11 protein-coding genes and 2 pseudogenes are annotated in these 16,355 nt (G+C 69.9%); 7 read left to right on the top strand and 6 right to left on the bottom strand.

Annotation, left to right across the window (positions count from 1 at the left end; all coding sequences use genetic code 11):
* Nucleotides 1-41: 41 nt before the first annotated feature.
* The 3 genes from wecC to BCY76_RS02120 all read left to right on the top strand — a co-directional run bounded on the left by wecC (nt 42) and on the right by BCY76_RS02120 (nt 4,076).
* A complete protein-coding gene (wecC, locus tag BCY76_RS02130; protein ID WP_070160400.1) occupies nt 42-1,280 on the top strand; it encodes a UDP-N-acetyl-D-mannosamine dehydrogenase in 1,239 nt (412 codons plus the stop codon).
* Nucleotides 1,281-1,361: 81 nt separating this feature from the next.
* Complete coding sequence (gene ftsY, locus BCY76_RS02125) at nt 1,362-2,579, top strand: signal recognition particle-docking protein FtsY (RefSeq protein ID WP_070160402.1); 1,218 nt, start codon at nt 1,362-1,364, stop codon at nt 2,577-2,579.
* A 231-nt stretch (nt 2,580-2,810) separates the two neighbouring features.
* Complete coding sequence (locus tag BCY76_RS02120; RefSeq protein WP_070160403.1) at nt 2,811-4,076, top strand: ammonium transporter; 1,266 nt, start codon at nt 2,811-2,813, stop codon at nt 4,074-4,076.
* Nucleotides 4,077-4,177: 101 nt separating this feature from the next.
* On the opposite strand, the gene BCY76_RS02115 is transcribed toward BCY76_RS02120, so the two are convergent.
* Nucleotides 4,178-5,416 carry an MFS transporter gene (locus BCY76_RS02115; protein WP_085437111.1) on the bottom strand — a complete coding sequence of 413 codons (1,239 nt, stop codon included), beginning with the start codon at nt 5,414-5,416 and terminating at the stop codon, nt 4,178-4,180.
* A gap of 181 nt (nt 5,417-5,597) precedes the next feature.
* Here BCY76_RS02115 and BCY76_RS02110 point away from each other — a divergent pair, with 181 nt between their 5' ends.
* The 3 genes from BCY76_RS02110 (at nt 5,598) to BCY76_RS02100 (ending at nt 8,626) form a co-directional block, all read left to right on the top strand.
* Nucleotides 5,598-6,584 (top strand): hydroxyacid dehydrogenase, encoded by a 987-nt coding sequence (locus BCY76_RS02110; RefSeq protein WP_070160405.1) that lies wholly within the window; start codon nt 5,598-5,600, stop codon nt 6,582-6,584.
* A 33-nt stretch (nt 6,585-6,617) separates the two neighbouring features.
* Nucleotides 6,618-7,307, top strand: a complete 690-nt coding sequence (locus BCY76_RS02105; protein ID WP_070160407.1) for a methyltransferase — start codon at nt 6,618-6,620, stop codon at nt 7,305-7,307.
* 179 nt (nt 7,308-7,486) lie between these two features.
* Nucleotides 7,487-8,626 carry a 2-hydroxycarboxylate transporter family protein gene (locus tag BCY76_RS02100; RefSeq protein WP_170922557.1) on the top strand — a complete coding sequence of 380 codons (1,140 nt, stop codon included), beginning with the start codon at nt 7,487-7,489 and terminating at the stop codon, nt 8,624-8,626.
* 25 nt (nt 8,627-8,651) lie between these two features.
* Here BCY76_RS02100 and BCY76_RS02095 read toward each other — a convergent pair whose 3' ends face one another.
* The 5 genes and pseudogenes from BCY76_RS02095 to wecB form a co-directional block, all read right to left on the bottom strand.
* Complete coding sequence (locus BCY76_RS02095) at nt 8,652-10,193, bottom strand: IclR family transcriptional regulator (protein ID WP_085437100.1); 1,542 nt, start codon at nt 10,191-10,193, stop codon at nt 8,652-8,654.
* 38 nt (nt 10,194-10,231) lie between these two features.
* On the bottom strand, nt 10,232-11,980 hold the full coding sequence (locus tag BCY76_RS20180; protein ID WP_336581734.1) for an AAA family ATPase: 1,749 nt from the start codon (nt 11,978-11,980) through the stop codon (nt 10,232-10,234).
* Nucleotides 11,981-12,061: 81 nt separating this feature from the next.
* Nucleotides 12,062-12,361, bottom strand: a complete 300-nt coding sequence (locus tag BCY76_RS20610; RefSeq protein WP_442935340.1) for a hypothetical protein — start codon at nt 12,359-12,361, stop codon at nt 12,062-12,064.
* A 24-nt stretch (nt 12,362-12,385) separates the two neighbouring features.
* Nucleotides 12,386-13,801 (bottom strand): annotated as a pseudogene (locus BCY76_RS20175) (chromosome segregation SMC family protein); the annotation flags it as partial.
* Nucleotides 13,802-13,899: 98 nt separating this feature from the next.
* Nucleotides 13,900-15,047 (bottom strand): annotated as a pseudogene (wecB, locus tag BCY76_RS02085) (non-hydrolyzing UDP-N-acetylglucosamine 2-epimerase).
* 157 nt (nt 15,048-15,204) lie between these two features.
* Between wecB and BCY76_RS02080 the strand changes: the two are divergent.
* The gene (locus BCY76_RS02080) at nt 15,205-16,332 is read left to right on the top strand and encodes an ATP-binding protein (RefSeq protein WP_070160421.1); all 1,128 of its coding nucleotides are present in this window, start codon (nt 15,205-15,207) and stop codon (nt 16,330-16,332) included.
* The last annotated feature ends 23 nt before the right edge of the window (nt 16,333-16,355 follow it).

The raw sequence follows: 16,355 nt of genomic DNA, 5'->3' as shown, positions 1-16,355 counted from the left end.
CCGGCGTGCGTACTTTTTGTTCTTCGAGGAAAAGAGTTCTTGTGGTTTCGAGGGAGTTCTCGACCGTCGGTGTGATCGGCCTGGGCTACATCGGTCTGCCCACCGCGGCCATCCTGGCCGACAGCGGGGTGCGAGTCGTGGGGATGGATGTCTCGCCGATCAATGTCGACGCGGTCAACAACGGGGAAGTGCCGTTCGTGGAGCCGGGCCTGAGGGAGGTCGTGGAGCGCGCGGTGGCCGCCGGGAAGCTCTCAGCCTCCACCGAGACCCCGGTGGCGGACGCCTACATCGTGGCGGTGCCCACCCCCTTCACCGACTCCCACTCGGCGGACCTGTCGTACATCGAGGCCGCCGCCGACGGCATCGCGCCGAAGCTGACCGGCGGTGAGCTGGTGATCCTGGAGTCCACCTCTCCCCCCGGGGCGACCGAGCACATGGCCGAGCGGATCCTGAAGTCCCGCCCAGACCTCGCAGCGGGTGACCTGCTCGTGGCCCACTGCCCGGAGCGGGTGCTGCCTGGGCGGATCATGGTGGAGATGGCCACCAACGATCGGATCGTGGGCGGCCTGACCCAGGCGGCTGCCGAGGCGGCGAAGATCCTGTACCAGAACTTCTGCACCGGTGAGGTCCTGCTCACCGACGCGAAGACCGCGGAGATGGCCAAGCTGACCGAGAACAGCTTCCGCGACGTCAACATCGCCTTCGCCAACGAGCTCTCTGTGATCTGCGACCAGCTGGGCGTCGACGTGTGGGAGCTCATCGACCTGGCCAACCACCACCCGCGTGTCAACATCCTGCAGCCGGGGCCGGGGGTCGGGGGGCACTGCATCGCGGTGGACCCCTGGTTCATCGTGGACGCGGCCCCAGACGCTTCACGGCTGATCCGCACCGCGCGGGAGACCAACGATGCCAAGCCTGAGTGGGTGCTCGGCCGCATCGAGCAGGCACTGGAGCACCACGGGCGGGAGGCCACGGTGGCGCTGATGGGGCTGGCGTTCAAGGCCAACATCGACGACCTGCGGGAGTCACCGTCGCTGTCGATCGCCCAGCGGCTGGCCGAGCGGGCGCCGGAGGCCCGCATCCTGGCCGTGGAGCCGCACATCGACCAGCTCCCCGCGCAGCTCGCCAGTTCCGGAAACGTCACGCTGGCCGGGATCGACGAGGCCCTGCAGACGGCACAGATCCTCGTGCTGCTGGTCGATCACGACCAGTTCAAGGCCATCGACACCGCCCGGCTGGCCGGGCACACGGTGATCGACTCCCGCGGCATCTGGCGCTGACGCCCCGGCTCCCCCGCGAGGCGCCCGCGGCACGTGCGAAATCCACCCGATCAGGGTCACGGACTGTGACACACTGGTCGGGTGGATTTTGACGTTCTGACCCTTTTCATCGTTCTGGCAGTGGTCCTCGCCGGCACCATCGGCCTGTTCCTCCTCACCGGCGGCCGCAGGCTGCCCGAGGGGACCTTCCCCGAGACCCGCGACGCCGACGACCTCCCGGAGCCTGACGGCCCTGACGCCCCTGCCGGCACCGCCGTTGCCGAAGACACCGACGCCGCCCCGCTGACCACCGCGGAGGCGACGGCCGAGACGGTCGCCGAGCCCGAGCTCTCCGAGGAGGTCGCCGAGGAGGCGGCCCCGACGATCGAGACGCCGGAGCCTGTGGCCGGACGGCTCGCCCGTCTTCGTGCCCGGCTGGTGAAGTCCAACAACGTCTTCGGCCGGTCGCTGCTGGCACTGCTCTCCTCGGACCAGATCGACGAGGACGTCTGGGACGAGATCGAGGAGACGCTGCTGATGGCGGACCTCGGCACCGAGCCGACCATGGAACTGGTGGATCGTCTGCGTGAGCGGGTGAAGGTCGAGGGATCGCGGGACCCGGACCGGGTGCGTGCGCTGCTGCGTGAAGAGCTCACCACGCTGGTTGACCCTTCCCTGGACCGCAGCCTGAACGTCCGCGCAGCCGGCCGCCCGGCGGTGGTGCTCGTCGTCGGCGTCAACGGCGTCGGCAAGACCACCACCGTGGGCAAGCTGGCCCGCGTCCTGGTGGCGGAGGACAAGGACGTCCTGTTGGGTGCGGCCGACACGTTCCGGGCGGCCGCCGCCGAACAGCTCACCACCTGGGGCTCCCGGTTGGGCGTGCCCACAGTCTCCCGCGACGAGGGCACCGACCCCGCCTCAGTGGCCTATGACGCCGTCGCAGCCGGCATCGAGGGCGAAGTCGACGTCGTCATGGTCGACACCGCCGGCCGGCTCCAGAACAAGGCGAACCTCATGGACGAGCTCGGGAAGGTCAAGCGAGTCATCGAGAAGCAGTCCGAGGTCGACGAGGTCCTGCTGGTCCTGGACGCGACCACCGGACAGAACGGGCTGAACCAGGCCAAGGTCTTCTCCGAGGTCGTCGACGTCTCCGGAATCGTGCTCACCAAGCTCGACGGCACCGCACGCGGCGGCATCGTCGTGGCCATCCAGCGGCAGCTCGGCGTGCCGGTGAAGCTGGTGGGCCTCGGCGAGGGGCCGGACGACCTGGCGCCCTTCGATGCGGAGACCTTCGTCGACGCCCTGCTCGAGGAGCGCTGAGCAGCCTCCCTCCCTGCCTCGATCCGCGTGCGAGCGGTCCCTCCGATCCGGCCCGCTGCCGCGCGTCAGCTCCCGTTCCTGCCCCGGAATCCCTGAGATTCCGGGGCAGGAGCGGGAGTTTTTACGTCACCGAAACATCAGGCGCGGTCGGTGAAACACGGACCGAGAACCATGGAGATCAGCTCGCATCGGTGAAAGACATCGGTGAGTACTTGTTTCCTGGAGGGACACATGGAAATCGTGATCGAAGACGTGGGAGCGATCTGGGTGGTCGTCGCCGGTGCGCTCGTGCTGTTCATGACGCCGGGCCTCGCGCTCTTCTACGGCGGGCTGTCACAGACCCGCTCGGCAGTCAACATGATGATGATGAGCTTCGCCGCGATGGGCCTCGTCGCCCTGACCTGGGCGCTGTGGGGCAACGCCATCGCCGGGGCTGACCCGGTGGCGGGCGGCCTGTTCGGCAACCCCACCTCTGACTTCGTGCTCTACGAGTCCCTGGCTGAAGGCGGAGACTCTCTGGTGTGGGTCGGCTTCGGCGCCACCTTCGCCATCATCACCTGCGCGCTGATCTCCGGTGCGGTCGCCGACCGTGCCAAGTTCGCCGGCTGGATGGTGTTCGTGCCCATCTGGATCACGCTGGTCTACGCTCCGCTGGCCTTCTGGGTCTGGGGCGACGGCGGCCTGCTCGTCGAGGGCGGATTCATCGGTGACACCGTCGGTGAGGCCGTGGACTTCGCCGGCGGGCTCGTGGTGCACATGTGTGCCGGCGTCGCCGCCCTGGCTCTGGTGCTGGTCATCGGCCCGCGCCGCAACTTCGCCCCGAACAAGCCGCACAACGTCCCCTTCGTCCTGCTGGGTGCCTCGATCTTGTGGTTCGGCTGGTTCGGCTTCAACATCGGTGAGGCCGGCAGCGTCGAAGAGGCATCGCTGAACTGGATCAACACGCTGCTCGCTCCGGCCGCCGCCCTGGTGGCCTGGCTGCTCACCGAGTGGGCCCGCGGCAAGAAGCCGACTCCGGTCGGCGCCGCCTCGGGCATCGTGGCCGGACTGGTCGCCATCACTCCCGCGGTGGCCTTCGTCTCGCCGCTGGGCGCCATCGTCATCGGCCTGGTCGCTGGTGCGGTCTGCTGCTTCGCCGTGGAGTTCAAGTACGGCAAGTTCGACGACACGCTCGACGTCGTCGGCCTGCACCTGGTCGCCGGCCTCTGGGGCACGCTGGCCATCGGACTGTTCGGCCGCGAGGAGCTCATCGCCGACGGCCGCGGCAGCCTCTTCCTCAACGGCGACTTCTCCCTGCTGTGGGCCCAGATCGTCGCCTGCCTGGTGACCCTGGTGTTCACCTTCGTGGCCACTTACATCATCGCCACGCTGATCCACAAGACCATGGGCTTCCGGGTGGAGGCCGAGGTCGAGCAGGGCGGCATCGACGCCGTCGCCCACCACACCGAGGCGTACTCCCACGACGCCGTCCCTGCCGGGGCCGGTGCCCGGGAGTGACAGCCTGATCTGACCGATCACTCGCCCAGATCAGGACGGGCCGGGTGGATGCGCATCGCGCTCCGCCCGGCCCGTCCTCGTGTGTCCAGTGTGGTCTGGTCTCAGGTGCGGGCGGCGGCAGGTCGACCGCTGTGGTCGAGGGTCTCCGGTGCGCGTGTCCAGGCCAGCGCCCCGACCATGAGGATCACCCCGGTGAGCCCGAAGGCCCACGCATAGCCGAAGTGGTCCACGATCAGCCCGGCGAGCAGCGGGCCGATGATGGCGCCGAAGTCCTGCGTCATCTGGAAGGTCGAGACCACAGGCCCACCGTTGCGCCCCTCGCCCACGACGTCGGCGATGGCCGCCTGCTGGGCCGGATTGACCAGCCCCGTGCCGACGCCGGCCACGAGACTGAGGGCGAGCAGCACCCAGGGCTCCGGCGCCAGCCCCAGCACGCCGGTGGCGCAGGCGGTGATGACCAGCCCCAGGATGATGGGAGGCCTGCGCCCGAAGCGGTCGGTGCGGCGGGAGAACAGCAGCACGGCGGCCACATTGCCGGCGGCGAAGGTCGCCAGCGCCACACCGGCGAGCTGGGAGGAGTCGATGACGAACCCGGACCCGGCGAACGCCGTGGCGGCGAAGAGCGGAACCAGGGAGTTGCGCAGACCGAAGGTGGCCCACCCGTTGGCGAACCCTGCCGTGAGCGCCGCCCGATACCCCGGCACGGACCACGCCTCCTTCAGAGTCGCCCGTTCGCGCGCGTCCCGGCGGTCGCGATCCTCCAGACGCGAGCCCCGCAGCATCACGAACACGATCAGCGCTGCGATCACCAGTGCGCCCCCGTAGACCAGGAACGGGACATGCGGCCCGAAGACGAGCAGCCCAGAGCCCACCAGGGGCCCCGCCACATTGCCGATGAGGAAGGCCGAGGCGTAGGCGCCGGAGATCTTGCCGCGGATGCTCGGCGGTGACTTCCTGGCCAGGAAGGTCATCGCCGAGACCGTGAAGAACGTGGAACCGATTCCTCCGACGGCGCGGAACGCCAACAGCAGCTCATAGGTGGGGGCGAAGGCCGTGGCGATCATCGAGGCCGCCACGATCAGCAGGCCCACCACATAGACCGGGGTCTCCCCCAACGCCTGCGTGAGCCTGCCGGAGGCCGGAGCGAAGACCAGACGGAAGAGCCCGAAGGCCGAGACCACTGCGGAGACGGCGAACGCGGACACGCCGAAGTCGGCGGCATACTGCGGCAGGATCGGCGCCACGATGCCGAATCCGATCGCCACCACGAAGGCCGCGACGATCAGCACGCGCAGTTCGTTGGGGATCGGTGGACTCTGGACAGCAGGCTTCTCAGGCATGTCGCTCACATCTCGTCGTCAACGCCCGCCGGGCTCCGCTTGTTCCTCGGCGCGCCGCACCCTGCTTCGAGCCCTGTGACCTCCACCACGTCTCGTGCTACGATGTCGACACAAAGTAGGACACTGTCCCATTTTTTGAGTTCCCGGTCGTTTTTCCCACCCTCGACGAAAGGAGCGGCCCGTGGCTGTCATCTACGTGTCGGATCCCATCGACCCCGCCCATCTGGAACGTCTCCACCGCAGCCACACCGTCCATGTCGGCTTCGGCCCGGACCGGTGCGACTACCTCGACGTCGCCGATTCAGTCGAGGCCGTCCTGCTGCGGGGCGAACAGTTCGACCGAGGGATGATCGAGGCGTCTCCCCGGCTGACGATCATCGCCCGCCACGGCGTCGGCACCAACAACGTCGACCTCGAGGCGGCGCAGGAGCAGGGCATCTGGATCACCGTCACCCCCGGCGGCAACAGTCGCGCGGTGGCCGAGCATGTCTTCGCGCTCGCCCTCGCGCTGGCACGGCATGTGCCGGAGGCTGACCGACGCATCCGGCACGGGCGCTGGGGCGCCGGCAAGCAGACGCTGACGGGACTCGAACTCCACAGCAAGGTCCTCGGTCTGCTCGGATTCGGGCACATCGGCAGGATGGTGGCCCAGATCGGCAGAGGATTCGGCATGCACGTCATCGCCGCCGACCCCGCCTTGGACGAGGACACCGCCGCGGAGCTGCAGGTTCGCCGAGTGGAGCTTCCCGAGCTGCTGGAGCAGGCCGACCTGCTCTCCCTGCATCTCCCCCTGACCTCCGGCACCGCCGGGATCCTGGGGGCCGACGAGCTGGCACGACTGAAGCCCAGCGCTCTGGTCGTCAACACCTCGAGGGGCGGCCTCATCGATGAGGACGCCCTGCAGAGCGCCCTCCAGGAGAAGCGCCTCCGCGGAGCGGCGCTCGACGTGATCCACCACGAGGCCGTCGACGCGACGGATCCGCTCTCCCACACTCGGCTCGACGTCGCCGCGACGGAGAACCTGATCCTGACCCCGCACATCGGTGGACAGACGCTCGAGTCCCTCGACGCGGTCGCCGAGATCGCGATCACCTGCATCAACCAGGCGCTGGCCGGGGAGACCCCCGACCATGTCATCGTCGGTCCCGCGCTGCAGACCTCATCCTGATACCGCATCCCCACGACCCAGGAGTCACCGACCATGTACATCTCAGTCCCTGACACGTCCTCCGTCACGGTGGACCTCCCGGAGCACGCAGCCTCCCCAGCACCCGCGGACAGGCTCCGTGGCGTCCCCGCGGCCCATGTGGGCGACGTCTTCCAGCGCATGCTGGTCCTCGACGGGGAGATCCGGAGCCTGACCTCGTCCACCGACACCGTCGTCGGACGAGCCCTCACCGTCCATACCCGCGCCGGAGACAATCTGGCGATCCACATGGCCCTGGACGTCGCCCGCCCCGGGGACATCCTCGTCATCAATGGTCAGGGCGACATCAGTCGAGCCGTGATCGGCGATCTCATCGGGGAGATCATGCTGGCCACCGGCGTCATCGGTGCTGTCGTCGACGGTGCTGTGCGCGACGCCGCGGCCCTCGGCGAGCAGGGCCTGCACATCTACGCCCGCGCCACCACACCGGCTGGACCCTTCAAACATGGTCCCGGCGCCGTGGGTCGACCGGTCGCCGTCGGGGGCGTGTCCATCGCCACGGGGGACATCATCGTCGCCGACGCCGACGGCGTCGCCGTCATCCCCGCGGACCAGGTGGACCACGCCCTGGAGCGACTCCCCCAGATCCACGCCGCCGAGGAGCGGATCCGGGAGGCCGTCCGGCTCGATGCCACGGCCACGCTCGCCTCGACGGCCGGCCCCACACCCCTCGACCGACAGTAGGTGCCCACCATGACCACCGAGACCCAGACCACCGCCGCACCGAAGGTGGCCGGCCTGTCCTGGCCGCTCTTCCTGATCAGTGCCGCAGCGTTCGTCCTGGCCGCCCTCACCGGGGTCCTCCCCGAGGACGGCATCCTGCCGGGGGCAGTCTTCGCGACCCTGGTCGGCATGGTCCTGATGTGGCTCGGCCGCCAATCCCGGTGCTGCGCACCCTCGGCGCCCCGACCCTGTTCACCATCCTGGTCCCCTCGATCCTCAACCACTTCGGGCTCATCCCGGAGACCCTGGGGACGATGCTCGGGAATTTCCTCTCCGGCTACCAGGTGCTCGACCTCTTCATCGCCACCCTCATGGTCGGCAGCATCCTGGGGCTCAGCGCCGACGTGCTGAAGAAGTCCATCCTCAGGTTCCTCGTGCCCCTGCTCTCGGCGATCGCTGCCGGCATCGCCACGGCCGGCTTCCTGGCCTGGGTGCTCGGGCTCGGCCTCATGACCGGGATCCTGAACGTCGGTCTCGCCATCGCCGGCGCCGGGACCGGATCCAGCGCGATCCCGATGGCGGAGATCTACAGCGACGCCACGGGGTCGCCGGCGGGCGACTTCCTCGCCGTCATGATCCCCGCCGTGATCTTTGCGAACTTCGTCGCCGTGATGATCGCTGTCCTCTACAACTGGCTGGCCAAGAAGCCCGACCGTCCCTTCCGAGGCTTCAACGGCCAGGGCACGATCATGCGCGGTGGGGACGGCGCCCTCGAGCAGGAGGACTCTCGCCCCGCCACGAGTGCGGGATCCGTCCTGACAGGTCTGATGATCACCGGAACGATCTACATCGTCAGCGTGGTCATCCACTTCACGCTCACCCCGGGACTGCACTACTTCGCCTGGATCTGCATCCTGGCGGTCGTCTTCAAGCTCAGCGGGCGTTGCCCGGACTACGTGCAGCACGGCGCCGTGGAGTGGTTCGACATCACCCTGAAGTACGTCACCCCGGCCGTCCTGGTGGCCGTCAGCGTCGCCGTGGTCGACTTCGCCCAGGTCATCGAGGTCGTGAAGGAGCCCGCGTACCTCGTCGTCATCACCGGGACCGTGGTCGTGATCGCCGTGGTGGCCGGAGGCGTGGGATACCTGATGAAGATGCACTTCCTCGAGGCGTCCCTGACGGCCGGTCTGTGCACCGCCAACATGGGAGCCGGCGGCGACGTGATCACCCTGAGCACAGCTGGCCGACTGCATCTGATGCCCTATGCCGCCATCGCCTCACGCGTCGGCGGGACCATCGTCCTGATCACGGCGTCTCTGTTCGCCGGGTCCCTCCTCTGAGGCTGACGGCGTCACCCGACGCTGATCAGGACGGAGGCCTCCGTGGCGGTGCGACGCAGCGTTGAGACCAACGTGTCGACGTCGACCTGGTCCTTCCGGAACCGCGGGATCGTGATCGCGATCGACGCCACCACGGAGCCCCCTCGAACACCGGGGCGGCCAAGCCGAAGGCGTCGGAGAAGCGCTCGCCCTCCCCCACGGCCCATCCCCGATCGCGGATCGCGGCCAGATCCTCTCTGAGGGCATCGCGCGTGACCAATGTGCCAGGTGCCAGGCGCGGCAGATCCAGCTGTTCCGCCGTACTCGTCGGCAGGTGGGCCAGCAGCGCCTTGCCCGAGGCTCCGGCGTGCAGCGGCACCTCAGCACCCGTGACGACCCCGTAACGGACGGGATTCGGACCGTCCACGACCTCAGCGATGGTGGCGGTCCGCTCCTCCGGGGCGAGGACCACCAGCGCCGTGGTCTCGCCGGTGTCCGCGGACAACTCGCGGAGACGGGGGCGGAGTAGGTCTCCGAGCCCGGGTCGGGGTCCCAGCTGTGCGGCCCACCGGAGCAGCAGGGATCCGCACGCGGCAGTGTTCGACGGCTCCGCGTACCGGAGGAGCCCACAGTCTGCGGCTGAAGCGAGCAGCTTCTTGGCCGTCGCGGAGTGGGCCTGCAGAGACCGGGCGGCCGCTGTCGGAGAGCCCAGCCCGGGGGCGCCTGCCGCCAGGAGAGTCATGAGCCGCTCCACGCGGCCTGCCGCCGAAGACGCGCCGTCCCGCGGTGTCGGCGGCTCCGCGGACGGCGCCACCGGCGTCGTCACGGCGGAGGATCCGAGTGCCTGCGCGGCTGCGATCACCTGGGCTGCGATCGCCTCGAGGTCCGTCGTGGAGGTCTCAGTGCGTGGACGTGTGGCCGAGACAGCCCCGATCTGTCCGTCCGGGGTACGGAAGGGAGCCGCCACTCCGGCGGCCAGCGGGATGTGCTGACCGATGCTGGTCACATACCCGCGCGCCCCGGCCTCATCCAGGATCTGCCTCAGCTCGGCGACGTCCACGTGTGTGGCCTCGGTGAACCGTTCAGGGGCGATCTGGGCGAGCACAGCCGGGTCCAGCTCGCTGAGGATCGCCTGGCCCGCGGCCCCTGCGTGAAGCGGGAGCCCCATACCGGGAGCCAGGCGATACTGGATCCCGCCAGGAGCCTGGTGGACGGCCGCCACGAATGCCTCTGTCGGGCGGGGTCCCTGCATGACGGCCATGGCAGTCGCGCCCGTGTCCCGGGTCAGCTCGGCCAGCACCGCGGGGCCCTCTCGCAGTACGCCATGGCTGCGGTGAGCCATGCCCGCGATCACCCGCAGCCGAGGGCCGACGGCGTAGGTCCCCCCACCCTCGGCCCTCACCAAGGAGAGGTCGGCGAGCGCCTGAAGTGCCCGGTTGACGGTGGTGCGGCTGGCGCCCATCTCCTCGGCCAGCTCCCTGACGCCCCAGCCCTGGCCCGGGAACCGCGAGACGAGCCTGTCCAGGATGACCATCAGGCGTCGTGTGGGATCCGAGGAACCGGGGAGGACATGACGATCGACAACCATGGTCTCAGCCTAGCCGGGTCCGGCCGCTGACCTGGCCGTCACGTGGCGTTCTGCAGTGCCACGGACTCGGTGTCCTCGGCGCGGGCCAACCGCTGGGACACCACCCGGGTGGAGCCGTCCTGGCGCATGGACACCCCGTAGAGGGCATCGGCGATCTCCATGGTGCGCTTCTGGTGCGTGATGACGATCAGCTGCGACGACTCCCGCAGCTCCTCGAAGATGACCAGCAGACGCGAGAGGTTCGTGTCGTCCAGCGCCGCTTCGACCTCGTCCATCACGTAGAAGGGACTCGGGCGGGCCTTGAAGATCGCCACCAGCAGGGCCACTGCGGTCAGGGACCGTTCCCCTCCGGAGAGCAGCGAGAGCCGACGGATGCGCTTGCCCGGAGGACGCGCGTGGACCTCGATGCCGGTGTTGAGCATGTCCTCCGGGTTGGTCAGCTCCAGCCGCCCTTCCCCGCCGGGGAACAACCGAGCGAAGACCCGCTCGAACTGCTCCTTGGTGTCGCCCCAGGCTTGGGTGAACACCTGCTCCACGGTCTGGTCCACGTCTGAGATGATGTCCAACAGGTCCTGCCGGGAGGCCTTCAGATCCGCAAGCTGCTCCTGCAGGTAGGCGTGCCGCTCCTCGAGGGCGGCGTGCTCCTCCAGGGCGAGGGGGTTCACCTTGCCCAGCGCTTTCAGGTCTCGGCGGGCACGCTGCAGCCGGGCCTCCTGCTCCCCGCGGTCGTAGGGGCGCGGCTCCGCCTCCTCGTCCTCCGGGTCGGGCACGGGCTGGTCCGGGCCGTAGTTCTCGATCAGATACTCGGGGCTGAGGCTGAGCTCCTCGTGGCCCCGCTGCTCCGCGGCTTCCAGGCTGAGCCGCAGCTCCGTACGGGTCAGCTCCGCCTGGTGCAGACGCGCAGTGACCGTGTCGAGCTGCTCAGCCTCGGCGCTGCGCGCGGTGCGCAGGCGCTGGATCTCCGTAGAGACCTCGCGGTGCCTCTGCTGAGCCTCGTCGTGGGCGTCCTGGGCACGCGCCAGCACGGAGGCGAGCCGATCCACGGCCTCTTCAGCCTCCGCCTGGACCTCCTCGGCCTCCTGAGCCCGATGGTTCCGAGCCTCCGCGACGCGCCGAGCCTCCTCACGTCGGGACTCCTCCGCCTGAGCGCTGCGGCGCAGTGAGGCGGCACGCTCCTGGAGCTGATTGAGCTGCTCCTCTGCGGCACGAAGGGCCAGTCGCGCCTCGACCTCGTCACGACGATGCGTCGACGCCAGTTCCGCCAGGCGGTCCCGCTCCGCGGTGGAAGGGTCCTCATCGATGTCGTCGCTCTCGGCTGCGGCCAGGCGGGCGCTCGCCTCGTCGAGCTGCTCCTGGGCCTCATCCCGGGCTTCTCCGGCCTCGAGGATCTCCGTCTGTGCGGAGGCGATGCGCTCCTCGGCGCGAGACACCTCCGCGCTGAGCCGTCCCAGCTGCTCCGTGGTGGCGGTCATCTCGGCATCGTTGGCGTGCAGGGCCTCCAGGCTCTCCTCCACCGCCAGCTCCGCGGCGCGGACCTCGGAGGCCTGGGCGTCCGCCTCGGCAGACACCTGCGCGAGCTCCCGCTCGGAGGTCTCCGCGGTCTGCGTCAGCTCCGTGATCTGAGCCGAGATGGCCACATCGGAGTTCTCCAGTGCGGTGCCGCCGATGTGCTCTCCGAGACGCAGCACATCCCCGGAGGCCGTCACTGCGGTGTGCACCCCTTCGACGGCGAGGCACTGCCGGGCCGCCTCCAGGTCCGGGCACAGCACGACGCCGGTCGAGGGCATGCGCCAACGGCACGGAGAGGTCCTCGGGCCCGGTGATGGCCTCCGCGGCCGGCACGCTGCCCGGAGGCAGCTGCGGTGCGGTCACGGGCTCGGAAACGGGAGCGACGCCGAGCGATCCACCGGGTGGACGAGGTGGGCGCGCCCGCCGTCGTGATCCGCCAGCCACGCCAGGACCTCAGCGGCCCGGTCGGCGTGGGCCACCACCAATGCCGTGTCCAGGGACCCCAGGCAGGCGGCCAGCGCCTTCTCCCAGCCCCCGGTGACGCTGAGGCGGTCTGCCAGCGGCTCGACGTCGTCGTGCTCCCGCCGCAGGGCGCCGGCACCGTCTCGCGGCGCCCGCGCCGCGGAGAGTCCCGAGAGCCGGGCCCGATATTCGCTCACGGCGGCCTCGAGACGACGCCGCTGGGCCTGCAGCTCGTCGTGACGGGCCCGGAGGGTCTCGTAGCGGCTCTGAGCCGTCTCATAGGCGGCGTCGAGGCCCTCTTCACCGGTCTCGATGCCGGCGACACGCTGTTCCAGGTCGGAGAACTCCGCTCGAGCACGCTGCTGCGCCTGGCGAGCCTGCTCGCTCTGCTCCTCGGCTCGACGGCGGCGCGCTTCTGCTGCCTCGATCCGCCCCTGGGCCGCATCTGCGCGGCCCCGCAGCGTGGCCAGGCCCGCGCGTCGGTCGGCGACGGCGCGCAGCTGCTCCGTCAGGCGGGTCTCCTCCGTCTTCAGCGCGTCCTCGCTCGCGGCGCGACGCTCACTGGTCTCTTCGAGCCGGCTCCGGGCCTGGTCCACCTCGGCCTGGGCGGTCTCGGCCTCCTGCGTGACCTGCTGGGCCTGGGCGCGCAGCTGCTCGGGGTCGCGGCCGGAGGTGTCCACCGTGGCGGAGGCGTAGAGACTGCGTGCCCGCTCGGCCGCGACGGAGGCGACCGACCGCAGCCGCTCCTGCACCTGGGCCAGCCGGTGGTGTCCGGCCAGCAGCTTCTCCCCCCGCAGACGCAGGGCACGGGCCTGCTCGTCCCATGCTGTGATCTGCTCGTCCTGGCCCTGCAGGGAGGCCCGGAGCCGTTCCGCCAGCGCCCTGTCCTCCTCCTCGCCGCGCCCGGACTCATGGAGCGCGGTGGCGGCCTGCACGAGGTCGTCGGCGATGAGCCGGGACAGAGCATCCCGCACGTCGTGCTGGATGCGCTGCGCCCGTCGGGCCACCTTGGCCTGACGGCCCAGCGGCGCGAGCTGACGGGAGATCTCAGAGATCAGGTCCTCGAGCCGGTCCAGGTTGCCCTGCATGGACTCGAGCTTGCGCACGGTGCGCTCTCGACGCCGTCGGTGCTTCAGCACCCCGGCGGCCTCCTCGATGAACCCGCGCCGCTGCTCCGGGGTGGCGTGGAGGATCTGGTCCAGCTGGCCCTGGCCGACGATGACATGCATCTCGCGGCCCAGCCCCGAGTCGGAGAGCAGCTCCTGGATGTCCAGGAGCCGACACTTCTGACCGTTGATCGTGTACTCGGACCCGCCGGTGCGGAACATGGTCCGGCTGATGGTGACCTCGGTGTACTCGATGGGCAGCGCGCCGTCGGAGTTGTCGATGGTGAGGCTGACCGACGCCCGTCCCAGAGGCTGCCGCTCGGCGGTTCCGGCGAAGATGACGTCCTCCATGGACCCCCCGCGCAGAGACTTCGCCCCCTGCTCCCCCATCACCCAGGCCAGCGCGTCCACCACATTGGACTTTCCGGAGCCGTTGGGTCCCACCACAGCGGTCACGCCAGGTTCGAACTCGAAGGTGGTGGCCGAGGCGAAGGACTTGAAGCCCCGGATGGTGAGCGTCTTCAGGTGCACGCCCGGTCCTCCTCCGTCACATCGTCTGGGTCACATCGTCTGGGTCACATCGTCTCCGTCACACAGTCGGCTCTCGGCAGCCGCGTGCCGCGGGCTGCTCAGCCCTGCGGGGCGAAGTCCGGCATGCGCTCACCGAGTCCGAAGAGCTTCTCGACGGCGGCGACAGTGCGGGCGGCCGCCTGGCCGTCCCCGTAGGGGTTCACGGCGTTGGCCATCGCCCGGTAGGCAGCGGCGTCGTCGAAGAGCGTGGACACCTCGTCCACCACACGGTCCTCATCTGTTCCGATGAGCCGCACCGTGCCGGCGTCGACCGCTTCCGGTCGCTCGGTGTTCTCGCGCATCACCAGCACCGGCTTGCCCAGGCTGGGAGCCTCCTCCTGAACGCCGCCGGAGTCGGTGAGCACCACCGTGGCCAGGCTCATCAGGCGCGTGAACTCCCCGTAGGCAGCGGCTCGGTGACGATGACATTGTCGTGGCCGGCCAGTGCCGGCAGGATGGCTTCACGCACCACCGGGTTGCGGTGGGCCGGCAGCACGATGAGCTTCTCCGGGTACCGCTCGGAGAGCCGGGCCAGCGCGCGGCCCACACCCTCCATGGCGGAGCCCTGGTTCTCCCGCCGGTGCGTGGTGACCAGCAGGACCTCCTGACCGGAGGCGGCGGCATCCTCGAGCTGACTGTCGGAGAACGGCACCTGCTTCTGGGCGACCTCCAGCAGCGCATCGATGACCGTGTTTCCTGTCACCACGACGTCCTCCTCCGCGACGGCCTCCCGCAGCAGGTTCGCGCGGGACTGGCCGGTCGGCGCCAGGTGCAGCGAGGTGATCTGCGAGGTCATCTTCCTGTTGGCCTCCTCCGGGAACGGAGAGAACAGGTTGAACGACCGCAGGCCGGCCTCGGCGTGGATCACCGGGATGCCGACATAGAAGGCCGCCAGGGCGCCGGCGGTGGTCGTGGTCGTGTCGCCCTGGACGATCACCGCGTCCGGCCGGTCCTCGGCGAAGAGGGCGTCGAGGCCGGAGACGGTCCGGGTGAGCACCCCGTTGAGGGTCTGCCGCTGCTGGATGATGTTCAAGTCATGGTCCGGGACGATCCCGAAGAGCTCGTTGACCTGGTCCAGCATCTCGCGATGCTGGCCGGTGACGGTCACCCGGCACTCGAAGTGCTCGCTGGCCTGCAGGGCCTTCACGATCGGGGCCATCTTGATGGCCTCCGGCCGGGTTCCGTAGATCGGCATGATGCGCTTCATCGCCGGTGTGCTTCCCCTCTGATGGTGATTCTCGTCTGCTCGCTCGTGGGCGTCGTCGCTGCCGGAGTCGCCGACTCCAGCCTATCCCCTGCGACGCGCCGCGGGCGGAGACCCTCCGGGCCGGGGACGGGCGCGGCCCTGCGCTACTGTGGTGGCGATGAGCAGCTCAGCAGACTTCTCCGGGGAGGCCCTCCAGGGACGCCGACTTCAGCGCGCACGCCACGCCGCGGCCTTCCGGGACCCCGACTCCCCGCCGCGTCGCCTGATCACGCGCCTCCCCGACGTGGACTGGGCGGCCCCCCGCGAGTTCGAGGGCGCCCCATCGGCCACACGGCAGATGTTCGCCGCCGCTCGGCGCAAGAAGGTCACCAAGCATGAGGTGCAGCACGCCTTCCGGACCTTCACACTCAACGGAGACGTCATCGGCGGACTCAACCACCGCACGCATTCGCTGGTGAGCGATCAGGCCAAGCGTGCCTGCCGCTCCCGGCCGCTGGCCAAACAGCACCTGCAGGCCGTGGAGGTCCCCACCCCGGACGGCCGGGGATTCCGGGTGCGCGAGCTGGACGAAGCACTGGCCCACCGGGCGCAGCTCGACGGGCCGGTGGTGATCAGACCGGCCACCGGGTCAGCCGGCGTCGGCGTCTCCTGGGGAGTCCGGACCGAGGAGGAGTTCCGCGCGGCCTGGGCCTACGCCGGAGCCGCCCGGACCAATCCGCTGTACCGGAGCCTCTCGCTGCTCGTCGAGGAGCAGGCCACCGGCATCGATGTGCGCGCCTACGTGGTCGGGGAGAAGACAGTGGCGGCCGTCGCCCGGCTGCCGCTGTTCATCGTCGGTGACGGGCGCGCCACGGTGCGGCGCCTCGTGGACGACGCCGTGGCGGCCCGGGCCCGCAACGCCCATCTGGCCAAGCACCCGCCGGAGGTCGACGACGACGCCCTCGCCGACCTCGGACTCCGCGCCTCCGAGGTGCTCCCCCGCGGGCAGCACCGTGACGTCAGCGGCACGTCGAATCCGCTGCAGGGCGGGATCACCGTGGACATCACGGCCGAGCTGCGCGAGGCCCATGCCGAGCTGGCCGTGGAGGCGATGTGGGCGCTGCCGGGGCTGCGCGCGGCCGGAGTGGACCTGCTCATCCCCGACCTCGACGGCGACGACGGCGCGGTCGTCGTCGACGTCGCCGACGACGCTGACATCTCTCTGCATCGCTATCCCTCGCACGGGAGCCTGCGCCGTCCGGCCAACGCCGTGGTGGAACAGATGATGCGGCGCGCGAGGCGCTGAACCGTGCGCCCCGTGGGACCTTC

This window comes from Nesterenkonia sp. PF2B19 (genome assembly GCF_001758425.2).
GTDB classification, from domain to species: Bacteria; Actinomycetota; Actinomycetes; order Actinomycetales; family Micrococcaceae; genus Nesterenkonia; species Nesterenkonia aethiopica.
This window is presented reverse-complemented; position numbering and strand designations above follow the sequence as displayed.

Excerpts from the sequence above, each read along its gene's own strand:
- BCY76_RS02105 (WP_070160407.1), top strand. The coding sequence starts at position 6,618 with ATGTACATCTCAGTCCCTGACACGTCCTCCGTCACGGTGGACCTCCCG.
- BCY76_RS02120 (WP_070160403.1), top strand. The coding sequence starts at position 2,811 with ATGGAAATCGTGATCGAAGACGTGGGAGCGATCTGGGTGGTCGTCGCC.
- BCY76_RS02115 (WP_085437111.1), bottom strand. The coding sequence starts at position 5,416 with ATGCCTGAGAAGCCTGCTGTCCAGAGTCCACCGATCCCCAACGAACTG.
- BCY76_RS02095 (WP_085437100.1), bottom strand. The coding sequence starts at position 10,193 with ATGGTTGTCGATCGTCATGTCCTCCCCGGTTCCTCGGATCCCACACGA.
- BCY76_RS20180 (WP_336581734.1), bottom strand. The coding sequence starts at position 11,980 with ATGCCCTCGACCGGCGTCGTGCTGTGCCCGGACCTGGAGGCGGCCCGG.
- BCY76_RS02080 (WP_070160421.1), top strand. The coding sequence starts at position 15,205 with ATGAGCAGCTCAGCAGACTTCTCCGGGGAGGCCCTCCAGGGACGCCGA.